This is a genomic window from Micromonospora sp. NPDC049171 (assembly GCF_040648275.1).
Taxonomy (GTDB): Bacteria; Actinomycetota; Actinomycetes; order Mycobacteriales; family Micromonosporaceae; genus Micromonospora.
The window spans coordinates 84,551-97,444 of the sequence record NZ_JBEZDJ010000028.1; the positions used below are offsets into that span (position 1 = coordinate 84,551).

Genomic DNA, 12,894 nt, shown 5'->3' on the forward strand with positions numbered 1-12,894 from the left:
TGGTGGACCCGGCGTGGGTCCCCGTCGGGGGCGACACCGCCGCCGGTAGCGTCAGCGGGCATGACGGTCGTGCATCCGATCTCCCGGGCGTGGGTCACCACTGGTGGCACCGGCGCGCAAAACTACGACGAGTTCGCCGACGACGCGGAGATCACCGCGATCATCGAGGCGAACCCGCACAGTGCTCTCGGCATCGAGATGCCGCATCGCGCCCCACAGAGCCTGGGCACGTCGTTCCTCGACGCACTGCCGGCCGCGGCGGCCCGCCTCGCCGAGGCGAAGGCCGACGGCAGTTACACCCCCGCCGAGCAGGTGGTGGTGCTCTACCGGATCAGCGCGCCCGGCGACGAGCCGGCGTACGGGCTGTTCGCGATGGTGGACACCGACCAGATCTCCACCCGGGCCGACGAGCCGGGCCTGGTCATCCGCAACGAGGACGTCTTCATCGCCAAGGTGCGCGAGCGGGTGGCGCTGGCCGAGGCGCTGGGTCACCTGCTCTCCCCCGTACTCCTGCTCCAGACCGGCCGGGGCGACGAGCTGCACGCCGCCCTCGCGGCGGCGACCGAGTCGGCCGGCGCGCCCGCCGCGACGGACACCGACCAGTCGGGCCGCACGCACGCCATCTGGCTGCTCGGCCCCGGCCCGGAGCAGACCACGCTGACCGACCTCGCCGGTGGCGGGGAGCTGGTCGTCGCCGACGGTAACCACCGCAGCCTGGCCGCCCAGACCGGCGGTCTGCCGCGCTTCCTGGCCGTGGTCACCACGCCCGCGTCGGTGGCCATCCAGCCCTACAACCGGCTGGTCAGCGAGCTGACCACCACGCCGGCCGAGCTGCTCGACCGGCTGCGGGCGGCGGGCGCCGAGGTCACGCCGATCGACGGCCCGGTCGAGGTCCCGGCGGCCGGCGGCACCGTGCACCTCCGCCTCGGCGACCAGGGGTACGCGGTACGCCTGCCCGCCACGGCCGCGGGCGACCTGGAAAACCTGGACCACGCGCTTGTCGAGCGGCTGCTGCTGCGCGACGCGCTCGGTCTGGACCCGGGCGACAAGCGGATCACCTACGTCGGCGGCGACTACCCGGCGAGCTGGCTCACCGGTGAGGTCGACGCCGGGCGGGCCGAGCTGGCGATCCTGATCGCCCCGGTGACCGTGGCGGACTTCGTCGCGGTGAACCTGGCCCGGGAGAAGATGCCTCGCAAGAGCACCTGGTTCACCCCGAAGGCCCGCGGCGGTCTGGTCGTCGCGGAGCTGCCCCGCTGAGCGGTCGCGCACCCGACCGTGTGACGAACCCGGCTCTCCGACGCCGCCCGCGCGACGTCGGAGAGCGCGGCCTGAGAGACTGCGCGGTATGCGCGTCTACCTGGGATCCGATCATGCCGGTTTCGAGTTGAAGGTGCACCTGGCCAACCACCTGGCCAAGCAGGGGTACGACGTGGTCGACGTCGGCCCGCACGGTTACGACCCGGACGACGACTACCCGACGTTCTGCCTGCACACCGGCGACCAGGTGGTGGCCGACGAGACGGGTCTCGGAGTGGTCATCGGCGGGTCCGGCAACGGTGAGCAGATCGCCGCGAACAAGGTCGCCGGGGTCCGCGCGGCGCTGGCCTGGAGCGTGGAGACCGCCCAGCTCGCCCGCCAGCACAACGACGCCAACGTGATCGCGATCGGTGCCCGTCAGCACACCCTGGACGACGCCACCGGCATCGTCGAGGCGTTCCTGAACACGCCGTTCTCCGGCAACGAGCGGCACGCCCGTCGGATCGCCCAGGTGGCCGACTACGAGAAGACCCGGCAGTTGCCCGAGCTGCCCTGACCGTGGGGTCAGCGCGGCGAGCGGGGCAGCTCCTCGCGGGGCACCCAGTTGCGTCGGACGACCACCACCCGGGCCTCCGCCTCGGCCAGGTCGTCGTCGGTGGGTCGGGCCGCGTCCCGGGCCCGTAGCGCGGCGCTGAGCCCCACCTGGGACGAACCGGAACCGACCAACCCGCGCAGCCCCCGCTCGCCGTCGCGCTCGTCGCCGCCGGAGTTCCGGCGGCGCGGGGACGGGTCGTCACCGTCGTGCACACCCGTGGTGCTGGCCGTCGGGCTGTCGGTGCTCCGACCGGCCGTCTCGGGGTCGGGGTGGTGGTGGCGCAGCCGTCGCCGTCGTCGGTCGGGGTCACCCATCAGCCGACCGTACCCTGCCCGGCGGGGGATTCGGCACTGTCGTGCCGGTCCGTGTCCCGGGCGGGGTCGGCGACCGGTTTGCCGGCTGGTTACCCTCGAATTCAGGCGGTGGCGATGCCGTCGGTCAGGGGGAGGACGAGATGGCAGACCAGACGCAGCCGTGGGCGGAGCGGACCGTGGAGGTGCCACCGCAGGCCGGCGTCGGGGTGCCGCCGCAGCGCGACGGGTTCCGCCGGGGCGTGGCTCCGGTGGGTCAGCCGCGCAGCCCGCGGACCGAGCCGTTCCCAGTGGTCGAGCAGGAGCCGACCGGCACCGGCTGGCCCGGTGAGCCGGCCCCACGCCGGCCGCTGAGCTGGCGGATGGCGCAGTTACGTCGCGGCGGTGAGTGGAGTGCGGCGGCCGGGCTCTTCGCGTTCGTGTGCTGGGGGATCTGGGCGCTCTCCGGCCAGGGTGACCTGAGCGGCCCGCTGCTGGTGCTGGTGCTCAGCCTGCTGGTGGCGGTCGGCCTGTTCGCCCTGTCCCGGCTGGTCGGCCGGATGGTGTGGGAGCGGCAACTCGGTCGGGTGCGGCGCAGCGCCCGGGGCGCCCACCTGGCGACCGCGGTGTTCCTCGTCGGCCTCGGCGTGGCGTGGCTGCAGCAGACCGAGTGGGTCGTCTCGGCCTGGAACTGGATCTCCTCGAACTGATCGTGGCCGCGTACGGGCGGGTCGGCTCGTCGCCGCCCGCCCGTACGCCCGGTCGCGGCCCGCCGCGACACCGGTCGTCTCCCCACCAGGCAAGGCTGCTGCTTACCCGGCCGGCCACGGTTCATCCGTGGCCGGCCGATCCGACTGTCACCCCGCTCTGGGCCGACCGGCAGCGGACGGCAACCGTGCTGCCGGCCGTCGTCGGCGAGCGGGTGCTCGTCGGGGACGGCACATCGGTGCGGCTGCTCGACGTGCGCGACGGCACCGAGGTATCCCGCTGGAGCCTGCTGGAAGCCCTGGTGGGCGGCGACGGACAGTGGCAGGCGTTCGTTGCGGCCGGCGCGGACCGGTTCCTGCTGCGCTGTGGGGCACGGACGCTGTGGCAGGTCCCGAAGAGCTGGGGCAGCCTCGCCCGCAGGGTCGCGTCGTGCGTGCAGGTCACCCGGTAGGTGTCGCCGGGCTTGACGGTGACCGGCTCCGCGTCGTCGAGGGCTCGCCGACGCGGGCAGCGAGTCGATCCAGTCGGTCAGCCACCCCGACCAGTATGTCCGGGTCGTCGGCGGGACGGTCCGCGTCGACCCGTTCGAACCCGGTTCCGGGTACGCCGGGCAGGCCAGTTTCCACCGGGTCCCCCGGGGACGGGGGGTATCGCTGCGACTGGCCGGCGACGCGGGCGCCTACCTGCGCCACGACCGGGGGCGGCTGACCGCCGGTCCCACCGCCGGCGCCCGCACCATCCTTCTTCTCAGCTGACCTCAAGGGTGCGTCACCGGCCACCCGGTGTCGACGAGTTCGCGCAGTTCCCGCAGGGCCGACGGCCAGGCATAGCCACGGACGAAGTCGTCCACCCGGAAGGAGGCGGCCTGGCCGTCGTCTCGCAGTTGACGGCGGATGGCGGCGACGAAGGAGCCGGTGTCCTGCCCGGTGATCGCGACGACGCCGGGTGGAAGGTCGACCAGACCGCTGGCGCCCACCGCCGTCGACACGACGCGTAGGCCACCGGCGACGTACTCGAGGATCTTGATCCTCGATCCGCCCCCTTCCAGCAGCGGCACGATGCCCACGGTCGCCTCCCGCATCAGCGTTCGTACCGTCTCCGGGTTCGGCACGAGGGAGACATTCGATGCGTTGCGGCAGAGTTCCGCGACGCCGGCCGAGGGATTCCGCCCGGCGACGACGAGTTCGATGCCCGGGACGTCGGAGACGAGCCGGCGCCAGGCCGGGCTGAGCAGCAACCAGCGCAGACCGTCGACGTTCGGTTTCCAGTCGAGGGCGGCGAGGAAGAGCAGCCGGTCCGGCCTCGAGATGGGCGCGACGGTGATCTGCTCTGGCCAGATGCCGTTGGTGCAGACGACGATCCGACGCGGGCCGTGGGGGGCCAGCAGTCGGCGATCGGCCTCCGTCGTCACCACAACGGGAAGATCGCGGGCGACGATTCGCTCCATCCGCCGCAGCAGCGCCACCTCGGCGCGCCACAGCGGGCGCTGCGCGTGGGGGACCTTTCGGGCCCGCTGCCGAACCAGGTCGGACTCGACGTTGTGCATGCTGACCAGGATCGGGCCGACCGTCTCCGGTAGGTGACGGGCCAGGCGCGCGATGTTGGTGTGGTCGATGACGCAGGCCCGGAAGCGATCGAACCGCCGCAGCGCGATCCGGAGGTTGCCGAGCAGGGCGGAACCGCTTTGCAGTACACCGCCGACGGTCTGGTATTTCGGGAGTGTCAGCAGATCCCGCAGCGCGTCGGCGACAGCCCGGCGTGGTCGGTGGACGGTGATCGTCTCGTACCCGGCGCCGTCGGGAAGAACATGGACGGCATCCGGGCACACCACGACGGTCGCGCCGCCTGCCGCGAGCACCCGGGCGATCGCGTCGGTTCGCAGCGTCGCACCGGAGTCGGGTGGTATGTGGAACTCCTTGGTGATCAGCAGAACTGGTGCCGCTGGCGACGTCAGGTCCGGAGGAGACATCGGCGCTCCAGGTCGGAAGGGACGGTCGGCGTCAGTGGGCGGTGGTACCGCCGAGTCGGGCTGGAGGTATCGGGTCGGTCTCACGGAACCGGTCGGTCTCGCCGACCTGGTCGGACTCAGCGCCGGTGAAGGGTCCGACGGCGGCGTGGGCGGCGCGGCGGCGCACCGCGAGGTGGGCCGCGAGCAGCCAACCCCCGCCCACGACGATCTCGCTCAGGGTGCAGATCAACCGGCTGGCCAGCGCCACCACCCCCGCGACCGGGAGCGGCAGCACCGTGGCGAGCGCGAGCACGAGGACCGCCTCGCGCACCCCGACCCCGTCCGGGACGATGACCACGAGGACACCGCTCACGGTGGCGAGGCTGAACGCCGCGACGCAGATCAGGTACGACCGGCCGGGCGGCGCGCCGGCCGCGACCGCCAGCAACCAGACGTGGTGCCCGGAGACCATCCAGGAGACGGTCTGCGCCCCGATCGCCCGACGCATCCCCCGGTCGGTGACCCGCATCGACGACGGACGGCGGAGTAGGCGTGCGACCGTACCCGCGGCCTGGTTGATCAGGCCGGGGAAGAGCAGGAAGGCGAGGACCGGCACCGCCGCCAGCACCAGCCACCAGGCCCGACCACCCAGGACGGCCGGTCCGGCCGCGGCACCGACGGTCAGTCCGCTGAGGTTGACGATGATCGTGCTGAACAGGAAGACCGCTGCCATCCGCACCGGCGGCACCCGTTCCATCCGACCCATCTGGATGATCGCCGGTAGCGCCCACAGCTTGCCCGGGATGAACTTGCTCAGGAAGGCCACGAAGAAGATCCGCGCCGACGCCCAGCCGCCGACCGGGCCCCCGATGTCCACCAGCAGCGCCCGCCAGGACAGCAGGCCGAGCACCAGTCCCACCGAGATCACCAGGAAGGAGGCGGCGAGCAGTAGGGCGAACCAGCCGGCGCTGTGCCCCTGCGCCAGGGTGCCGACCAGGGACCAGTCCTGATCGCGAAGGGCCACCACCGCGCCGACCAGCATCGCGACCACGAGCGCGGTGACGAGCACCCGGCCGAGCACGCGCCGCCAGGAGCCTGGCCGTCTGGCAGGCCGGGCCGCTTCGACAGGTGGGGGCACTCGCGCGTACGACGGGGTCACAGGTCGAGGTTAGGCGGGAAGGCTTGGCACCACCTTGGCCCGACGGGCGAGCGCGGCAAGGATCGGACATGCGGGCGGCGGGCGATCACACCGGTGCGGCTCGGAGCCTGCTCCGGCGGGGAGCCGCCGCGGCGCAAACACGGGACCGAATACCGCTTCTGCAAACAAAGTTAAGCGATAGGGAAAACGCCGGCGCACCGTGGACGCCGGACACGTCCGGAAGTAGGACGATGAGAGTCCCTAAGGAATGGTACATGACAATAGATTCCGCAGCGCACCCACCGAGCGGAGCAACGAAGCGGCGAGTGTGGGTGGCCACACCTGCACAGATAGCGCCCGGCATTCGACTTGTCGTCGGGACGGGTGCAAAACTGGTGATCATGGAAAAGAGTAAAATTTCGATGATCCCGATTCTGCCGACAAGGGAGGGATTGAGCACCCCCGCGGCCCCGACACGGGCGGCATCCTCGATAAGGTGGAACAGGAAAGCGCTCAACGAAATAGGTGGGCTGTTCACCGGGGTGGAGACCGCACCAAACCGCCGTACCTCGCGACCGGAGGAAACCGACCTCGACGTACGGGTCTCGGCAGCGGACGCTTTCAGCCCAGCGCCAGGCCTGGACCACCGCGGTCCCGCTGGTCACACCAGACACCGACGCCGGTCGCCGCGGCGCAGCGAACAAGTCTTCCTGTTCAAGGCCCGTGACGCGGTGGCGGTCCGGCCCGGACCGCCACCGCGTCACGCTGCCCGGTGATCGGGACCGATGCTCGGCCGACGCCACTGGATCCGCCCGACCAGCGCCAACTGAATCGAACGGCGGCGACGGTGGGAGAGAAATGCCAGCTACCTTCCGCGCCAATTCATCGTAGTCGATGACCCTTCACCTCAGGTCACCAGCATCCCGCCCAAAGAGCCCATGGAATGGCTTGAGCGCGGGATACACGCTAAATGCCGCGCATTTAGGTCGAGTCCGGATTTTTCGGGGCACGCCGGAGTCTCGGACGCGCATAACGGCAAGATAAATTGCCAGGATCGCGGCCTGACCAGCGCATCACGCGCGGGGTCGGAGTTTGCGCGATTAGGCCCTGGAACCCTTTGCCAACATCCCAGCGCGACGTATTCAATCGATGAACATCTTGATGTATGTTCGATGAGGGTCACCGCTGAAACTGTGCGTGGCCGGGCCGTCAGCATGCCTGGTAAATCGGTGAGGATGGCTAGCCCATGGCAGATCACGTGCTGGTGCGGATCCTGGGGCCTGTCGAACTGGCGGTCAACGGACGGTCGCTGGACGTCGGCCCCCGGCAGCGCCAAGCGGTGCTGGCGGCACTGGCCGTCGATGCCGGCACCCCGGTCTCGATCGACGCCCTCGCCGAACGGGTGTGGGGTGACGACGCGCCGGATGCCCCCCGCAGCGCCATCTACGCCCACATCGCCCGGCTGAGACGGGTGCTTGGCGTCTCGGCCGACGTCCGCACCGTACAACTCGGTCTGAGCCGGCACGGCGCCGGCTACCGGCTGGATGTGGACCGTCGGGTGGTCGACCTGCACCGGTTTCGCTGGCTGATCGAGACGAGCCGGCACGCCGAGGACTCCGCCGACCGGATCCTGATGCTGCGGGAGGCGCTCGACCTATGGCGGGGTGAACCCCTGCCCGTGCTGGGCGGCGAGTGGGCCGCCCGGACGCGGGCCGGAATCCAGTCCCAGTACATCGGCGCCTCGGCCGCCTGGGCCGCCGAGGAACTCCGGCTGGCCAACCCCGAGCCGGTCGTCGACCGGCTGACCCAGCTGGCCGGTAGCCATCCCCTCGCGGAACCCCTGGTCGCGCTGCTGATGCGGGCACTGTGCGCGGTCGGACGCACGGCAGAGGCGCTGCGGTGCTACGCCGACACCCGGGAACAGCTCGCGGACCGGTTGGGCGCCGAGCCCGGCCCCGAACTGCGCGAGCTGCACGTGGCGATCCTGCGGGGCGAACTCGGCGAGGCGCCGGGCGGGCTCGCCCCGGCGCGCGAACCCTCGCTCGGCCCGGAACCCCGGCAACTACCGGCGGACCTGTCGCGGTTCACCGGGCGGGTCCGGGAGCTGGTCCGGGTCAGCGAGTGGTTCGCCGCCGACCGGCCCGACGGCGCCGCGACCGTCCTGGCGATCCACGGACCCGCCGGGGTGGGAAAGTCCGCCCTCGCGATCCACGCGGCACACCGGCTGAGCAGACGGTACCCCGACGGCCAGCTCTATCTCGACCTGCGCGGCTCAAGTCTGGACCTGCCACCGCTGGAGCCCGCGGAGGGATTGGCCCGGCTGCTACGCGCCCTGGGCGTACCCGCATCGAGCGTACCGGCGCAGGCCGACGAGGCCGCGGTGATGTTCCGGTCGGTCGTGGCTGCCAAGCGGCTACTCCTGGTGCTCGACAACGCCGTCGAGGCCACCCAGGTGCGCCCCCTCCTGCCGGGGGTCGCCGACTGCGCGACGCTGGTGACTAGCCGCCGGGCGCTGGTCGGCTTGGGCGACATCGGGCAGGTCCACCTGGGCCCGCTCTCCGTCGCGGAGGGGGTACGCCTACTCGGCCGGTGGATCAACGACGACCGGCTTTCGGCGGAGCCGGAAGCCGCGGCGGCGATCGCGCGGCGGTGCGAAGGGCTGCCCGTGGCCCTCTCGGCGGCCGGCGCCAGGCTCTCGGCCCGGCCAGCCTGGCCGCTGGCCGAGCTCGCCGGCCGCCTCAGGGACCCTGATCGCCGGCTCGACAATCTGGAGTTCGACGGCGTAGGCGTCCGGGCGAGTCTCGCGGCATGCTGGCAGCAGCTGACACTTAGCGCCGATCCGACCGAGCGGGCCGCGGCGGACGCCTTCACCCTGCTGGCCGCCGCGGGAGTGGCGGAGTTCGACAACGCCTCCGCGGGAGTGGCGGAGTTCGACAACGCCTCCGCGGCACGCCTGTTGCAGCGGCCCGTCGCAGTCGCCGAACGGCTGCTGGAACGGCTGGTCGACGCGCGGTTGCTGGAGTCCGCCCTCCCCGGCCGCTACCGGATGGGCGGCCTGCTCGGTCTGTACGCCCGGGAGCGGCTCGTCGGCCGGCACGGGTGCGGCGTCGAGGAGGGACAGACCGGCGCCAGGCTTCCGGCAGGGGACCCGCTGGCCGCGGCCGATACCGTCGGCGTATGGGCTGGTCGCGGTGGCGCGCTCTGGGATATCTGACCCTGACCCTGGACGACGTCGTTCCCCGGTTGTGGGGGCGCGGGATGAGCTTCGTTCCGCTCTGACGACCGGCCAGTGCGGTCGTTCCCGGATCAGCCCCGCCAGCGGTCCGGCCGTCGCACCGGAAAACCGATGCCAAGCTTCCGGCAAGCGACCCGGCCGCCGCGGCCGATATCGTCGGCACTCATCCGCCGGTCCTGGCCGCACGCCGGGCGGTCCTGGCCGCACGCCGGGCGGTCCCGGTCGCGCCGGGCGGTCCCGGTCGCGCTGACGCGAGGGAGACAGCATGGCGTCATTGGACGCTGTGGCCGTGATCGTGCCGAACTACAACAAGGCCAAGACACTGCGCGCCTGCCTGGACGCGATCTACGCCCAGACCCGGACGCCGATGGAGGTGATCGTGGTCGACGACGCGAGCACCGACGGATCCCGCGACATCGCCCGGGGCTTTCCCTGCACCCTGGTGGAGCAGCGGATCAACCGGGGGGTGTCGGCCACCCGCAACGCCGGGGTCGCCGCGAGCACGGCGCCGCTGTTGTTCTTCGTCGACTCCGACATCGCCCTCGCACCGGAGGCGATCGAGAACGCGACCCGCGTCCTGCGTTCCCGACCCGACCACGCGATGGTGCAGGGGATCTGGGCTGCCGAGCCACTCTTCGACGACGGACCGGTGGAGGTGTACCGACTCCTGCACGAGCACTTCTGGCGCCGCCGGACGGTGGGCCGGGCCACCGCGACGATGTTCTCGCTGAGCCTGATCCCACGGGCGGTGTTCGTAGCGGCCGGCGGGCTGGACGAGGAGCTGCGCAGCGGCGAGGACGTCGAGTTCGGTACCCGGCTACCAGCCCGGTACCGCACAGTGGTGACCGACACGGTGGTCGGCCGGCACGACGACGTCGATCGGCTGCTGCCCTTCCTCTGGGAGCAGCTCAGCCGCGCCGCGAACCCGGACGTGCTGCTCAAGACCTGGTCGCGTCGGAACAGCGGGGCGGCGGGTACCCGGATGCACATGATGTCCCCAGCCGGCCTGCTCCTGGCGGCTCTGTGCTGCCTCACTGTCGCCGGCGGCCTGCTCCGGCCCTGGCTGCTGCTCCTGCTGCCACCGCTGTTGCTGGGTTTCCTCGTCGTCAGCCGAGAGTTCCTGGGATTCGTCCGGCGCCGCAAGAGTGCACGCTTCACCGTGTTCGCGGCCGGGATGCATCTGCTGTTCTACACCGCCGCCGGACTCGGCGCCGCGGTCGGGCTGTCGACCGCCGCGATGGCGCTGCTCCGACGCGCCGCCGGTCGCTCCCGCAACCGGCGGAGGCCCCTGTCCACCTGATCCCCGGACCACTGATCCCCTGTCGAATCCGATCCCGTCGAGGTGATGCGCTGATGGATGACCGAGAGGTGCTGATGGAGCAACGGCCGGCACCGCGACCGACGCCGGTCCGGACGGGCTGGGCGGCGCGGTTGCGCCGGCGGCCCGGTGTGCGGTGGTGCTGGGGCACCCGTCTGGTCGTGACCGCGTCGCTGGGTTGGCTGCTCTTCGTGCTCGTGCACCGTCCGCTGAGCGGTCGCCTGGTGCTGTGGGCGCCAGTGGACCTCATCCCGCCGTTGCTCTTCGCGGTGATCCCGCTGGTGCTGCTGGCCGTGGCGCCATTCGCGCGACCGGTGCGGTGGCGCATCATGGCGGTGCTCGTGGTGGCCGCTCTACTCGGGTACGGAAACAGCGGTGTCAATCTCGCCACCCTCTGGCACACCCCGCCGCCGGCGCCGCAGGGAGCGATCACCGTGGTCGCCTGGAACACCGAGTTCTGGGACCAGGACTGGGCTTCCGGCGGCGGCGTCGACCCCGATCCGCACTACCGGTACCTTCGCGACCTGGACGCCGACGTCTACCTCCTGCAAGAGTATCTTCACCTCGACGCATCGGCCACGGACAAGGACGACGAGGCGGTCCGGATCGACGCGACGGCCCGGTTGCGGGCGGAGTTCCCCAATCATCAGATCGCGGTGGCCGGCGAACAGATCACTCTGTCGCGGCTTCCCATCGTCGCCCAGACCGGCCTGGACATCCGCCCCTGGTTGCCGGGGAGCCGGAAGGACATCCCATCCGGGCTGGACGACTTCCAGGATTCATACACCACCGAGACGCTCCGGACCGATCTCCTCCTCGGGGGGCAGACGGTCTCCTTCTACAACACCCACATCCATCAGCCGCCGCACTCGTTCGCGATCCACCGGCGGGCCGGACGACAGGCCAATCGCGAGAACGACTACCGGCGGCAGGCCAGCTACCGCGCGCTACGCGCCGATATCGACGACAACCCGAATTCGGTGGTGGTGGGAGCCGACCTCAACACCTCGCCCGCCATGGGAATCAGCCGGTTGCTGCCGGACGGACTGGTCGACCACACCGGGACGCTACCGGACCTCTACCCGGCCAGTTGGGCGGCGGGCGAGACGCCGCTGTGGCGGGTCGACTGGCTGCTCACCAGCCCCGACGTCTCGGTGCACGCCTACCAGTTGCGCGACCCGGCCGGCCTCTCCGACCACCGGGCACAGTGGTCGGTCCTGTCGGTCGAATAGGTGCCACCGCCGCCAAGGAACCACCAAGCGGCGGACGCCGCCCAGCCCTTAGCGTCGAATGCCATGAGCCTTCAGCAGCCATTGGTGTCGGTCATCATCCCGAACCACAACCGTGAGCGGGCACTCGCCCTGTGCGTCGACTCGGTCCGGTCGCAGACGTATCCGCGGATCGAGATAATCGTCGTGGACGACCACAGTACGGACGGCTCGCTGCGGGTGGCGGGCGAACTGGGTGTGACCGTGCTGCGCACCGCGGCCAACGGCGGTCCCTCGATCGCCCGCAACCTGGGTGCAGCCCGGGCGCGCGGTGAGATCCTGTTCTTCCTCGATTCCGATGTGGCACTGGAACCGGACGGCATCGCCTCGGCGGTGGCCGAACTGCTGACCGATCCCCGGCTCGGCGCGATCTGCGGACAACTGCAGCCGGAGCCGCTGTTGCGACAGCGGCGCCTACAGGAGTACCGGGCGCTGCAACTGCACTGCTGGTTCTACACCTCCACCGGGCGGACGGTCGGGTTCGGCCTCCACACGGCGCTCTTCGGCATCCGACGGACCGTGTTCGAGGAGGCCGGACCGCTCAACCCGCGGTTGCGCCACAACGAGGGGCCGGAGTACGGCTACCGTCTCGGCCGGCGCAGCTATGAGGTACGCACCTCGCGGACGATCCGGGGTCGCAAAGACAGCGACGCGACGCTGCAAGTGATGCTGCCGAAGGTGTTCCGCCGGTCCCAGGCGCACGCGATGGAGCGCGATCCCGGCGTCCCCTTCGCTGGCCTGCCCGCGCGGGTGGTGGCCAGCGGGCTCTGCCTCGCCGCCGTGGCGACGCTGCCATTGCCCCTGCTGGTCGGCGGTGCCGGGCTGCTCGTACCCCCGGCGCTGCTCGGCATGGCGCTGCTACTGGACGCCGACACACTGCGCTTCGTCGTTGCCCGTCGCGGAACGCGTTTCGGGCTCTACTTCGCGGGCGTGCACGTGCTGCTCCTCGTCACCTCGGCCACCGGCGGCGCGATCGGGGTCCTGCGACGGATGGTCGCCCGACCATCGGGACGGACCTCCGGTCCGCGCCGTGACGCCGCGGCGCCGCCCGGACCGCGCACGGCGTAGTCAGCCGCGGCGGTCCCGCATCGAATCGTCCGGTGGGTCATGCCCAGCCTTCGTCGAAGGCGGGCG

The 12,894-nt window shown here is 71.4% G+C and carries 11 protein-coding genes and 1 pseudogene; 9 read left to right on the forward strand and 3 right to left on the reverse strand.

Going from position 1 to position 12,894, the window contains the following annotated elements; all coding sequences use genetic code 11:
• Nucleotides 1-60: 60 nt before the first annotated feature.
• Together AB0B14_RS29720 and AB0B14_RS29725 are read left to right on the forward strand one after the other, a co-directional pair.
• Nucleotides 61-1,260 (forward strand): DUF1015 family protein, encoded by a 1,200-nt coding sequence (locus tag AB0B14_RS29720; protein ID WP_357525415.1) that lies wholly within the window; start codon nucleotides 61-63, stop codon nucleotides 1,258-1,260.
• 88 nt (nucleotides 1,261-1,348) lie between these two features.
• A complete protein-coding gene (locus AB0B14_RS29725; RefSeq protein ID WP_357079942.1) occupies nucleotides 1,349-1,816 on the forward strand; it encodes a ribose-5-phosphate isomerase in 468 nt (155 codons plus the stop codon).
• An 8-nt stretch (nucleotides 1,817-1,824) separates the two neighbouring features.
• Here AB0B14_RS29725 and AB0B14_RS29730 read toward each other — a convergent pair whose 3' ends face one another.
• Nucleotides 1,825-2,169 (reverse strand): hypothetical protein, encoded by a 345-nt coding sequence (locus AB0B14_RS29730; RefSeq protein ID WP_357079945.1) that lies wholly within the window; start codon nucleotides 2,167-2,169, stop codon nucleotides 1,825-1,827.
• 140 nt (nucleotides 2,170-2,309) lie between these two features.
• On the opposite strand from AB0B14_RS29730, the gene AB0B14_RS29735 reads away from it, so the two are divergent.
• The 3 genes and pseudogenes from AB0B14_RS29735 to AB0B14_RS29745 all read left to right on the forward strand — a co-directional run.
• Nucleotides 2,310-2,855 (forward strand): hypothetical protein, encoded by a 546-nt coding sequence (locus AB0B14_RS29735; protein WP_357525417.1) that lies wholly within the window; start codon nucleotides 2,310-2,312, stop codon nucleotides 2,853-2,855.
• Nucleotides 2,816-3,304 (forward strand): hypothetical protein, encoded by a 489-nt coding sequence (locus AB0B14_RS29740; RefSeq protein ID WP_357079951.1) that lies wholly within the window; start codon nucleotides 2,816-2,818, stop codon nucleotides 3,302-3,304. Before AB0B14_RS29735 ends, AB0B14_RS29740 begins: the two co-directional genes overlap by 40 nt.
• A gap of 46 nt (nucleotides 3,305-3,350) precedes the next feature.
• Nucleotides 3,351-3,608 (forward strand): annotated as a pseudogene (locus AB0B14_RS29745) (AbfB domain-containing protein); the annotation flags it as partial.
• Nucleotides 3,609-3,610: 2 nt separating this feature from the next.
• Here the strand turns inward: AB0B14_RS29745 and AB0B14_RS29750 are convergent.
• Nucleotides 3,611-4,822 carry a glycosyltransferase family 4 protein gene (locus AB0B14_RS29750; RefSeq protein WP_357079954.1) on the reverse strand — a complete coding sequence of 404 codons (1,212 nt, stop codon included), beginning with the start codon at nucleotides 4,820-4,822 and terminating at the stop codon, nucleotides 3,611-3,613.
• Between the two features lie 31 nt (nucleotides 4,823-4,853).
• A complete protein-coding gene (locus AB0B14_RS29755; RefSeq protein WP_357079957.1) occupies nucleotides 4,854-5,960 on the reverse strand; it encodes a YbhN family protein in 1,107 nt (368 codons plus the stop codon).
• Between the two features lie 1,225 nt (nucleotides 5,961-7,185).
• Here AB0B14_RS29755 and AB0B14_RS29760 point away from each other — a divergent pair.
• The 4 genes from AB0B14_RS29760 to AB0B14_RS29775 all read left to right on the forward strand — a co-directional run bounded on the left by AB0B14_RS29760 (nucleotide 7,186) and on the right by AB0B14_RS29775 (nucleotide 12,828).
• The gene (locus AB0B14_RS29760; RefSeq protein WP_357079960.1) at nucleotides 7,186-9,153 is read left to right on the forward strand and encodes a BTAD domain-containing putative transcriptional regulator; all 1,968 of its coding nucleotides are present in this window, start codon (nucleotides 7,186-7,188) and stop codon (nucleotides 9,151-9,153) included.
• A gap of 286 nt (nucleotides 9,154-9,439) precedes the next feature.
• A complete protein-coding gene (locus AB0B14_RS29765; protein ID WP_357079963.1) occupies nucleotides 9,440-10,474 on the forward strand; it encodes a glycosyltransferase family A protein in 1,035 nt (344 codons plus the stop codon).
• Between the two features lie 53 nt (nucleotides 10,475-10,527).
• A complete protein-coding gene (locus tag AB0B14_RS29770) occupies nucleotides 10,528-11,724 on the forward strand; it encodes an endonuclease/exonuclease/phosphatase family protein (protein WP_357525419.1) in 1,197 nt (398 codons plus the stop codon).
• A gap of 63 nt (nucleotides 11,725-11,787) precedes the next feature.
• Complete coding sequence (locus tag AB0B14_RS29775) at nucleotides 11,788-12,828, forward strand: glycosyltransferase family 2 protein (protein ID WP_357525421.1); 1,041 nt, start codon at nucleotides 11,788-11,790, stop codon at nucleotides 12,826-12,828.
• The last annotated feature ends 66 nt before the right edge of the window (nucleotides 12,829-12,894 follow it).

Bases quoted from the DNA above. Each gene is read 5' to 3' on its own strand.
- AB0B14_RS29760 (WP_357079960.1), top strand. From the start codon at position 7,186: ATGGCAGATCACGTGCTGGTGCGGATCCTGGGGCCTGTCGAACTGGCG.
- AB0B14_RS29765 (WP_357079963.1), top strand. From the start codon at position 9,440: ATGGCGTCATTGGACGCTGTGGCCGTGATCGTGCCGAACTACAACAAG.
- AB0B14_RS29770 (WP_357525419.1), top strand. From the start codon at position 10,528: ATGGATGACCGAGAGGTGCTGATGGAGCAACGGCCGGCACCGCGACCG.
- AB0B14_RS29720 (WP_357525415.1), top strand. From the start codon at position 61: ATGACGGTCGTGCATCCGATCTCCCGGGCGTGGGTCACCACTGGTGGC.
- AB0B14_RS29775 (WP_357525421.1), top strand. From the start codon at position 11,788: ATGAGCCTTCAGCAGCCATTGGTGTCGGTCATCATCCCGAACCACAAC.
- AB0B14_RS29725 (WP_357079942.1), top strand. From the start codon at position 1,349: ATGCGCGTCTACCTGGGATCCGATCATGCCGGTTTCGAGTTGAAGGTG.
- AB0B14_RS29730 (WP_357079945.1), bottom strand. From the start codon at position 2,169: ATGGGTGACCCCGACCGACGACGGCGACGGCTGCGCCACCACCACCCC.
- AB0B14_RS29735 (WP_357525417.1), top strand. From the start codon at position 2,310: ATGGCAGACCAGACGCAGCCGTGGGCGGAGCGGACCGTGGAGGTGCCA.
- AB0B14_RS29750 (WP_357079954.1), bottom strand. From the start codon at position 4,822: ATGTCTCCTCCGGACCTGACGTCGCCAGCGGCACCAGTTCTGCTGATC.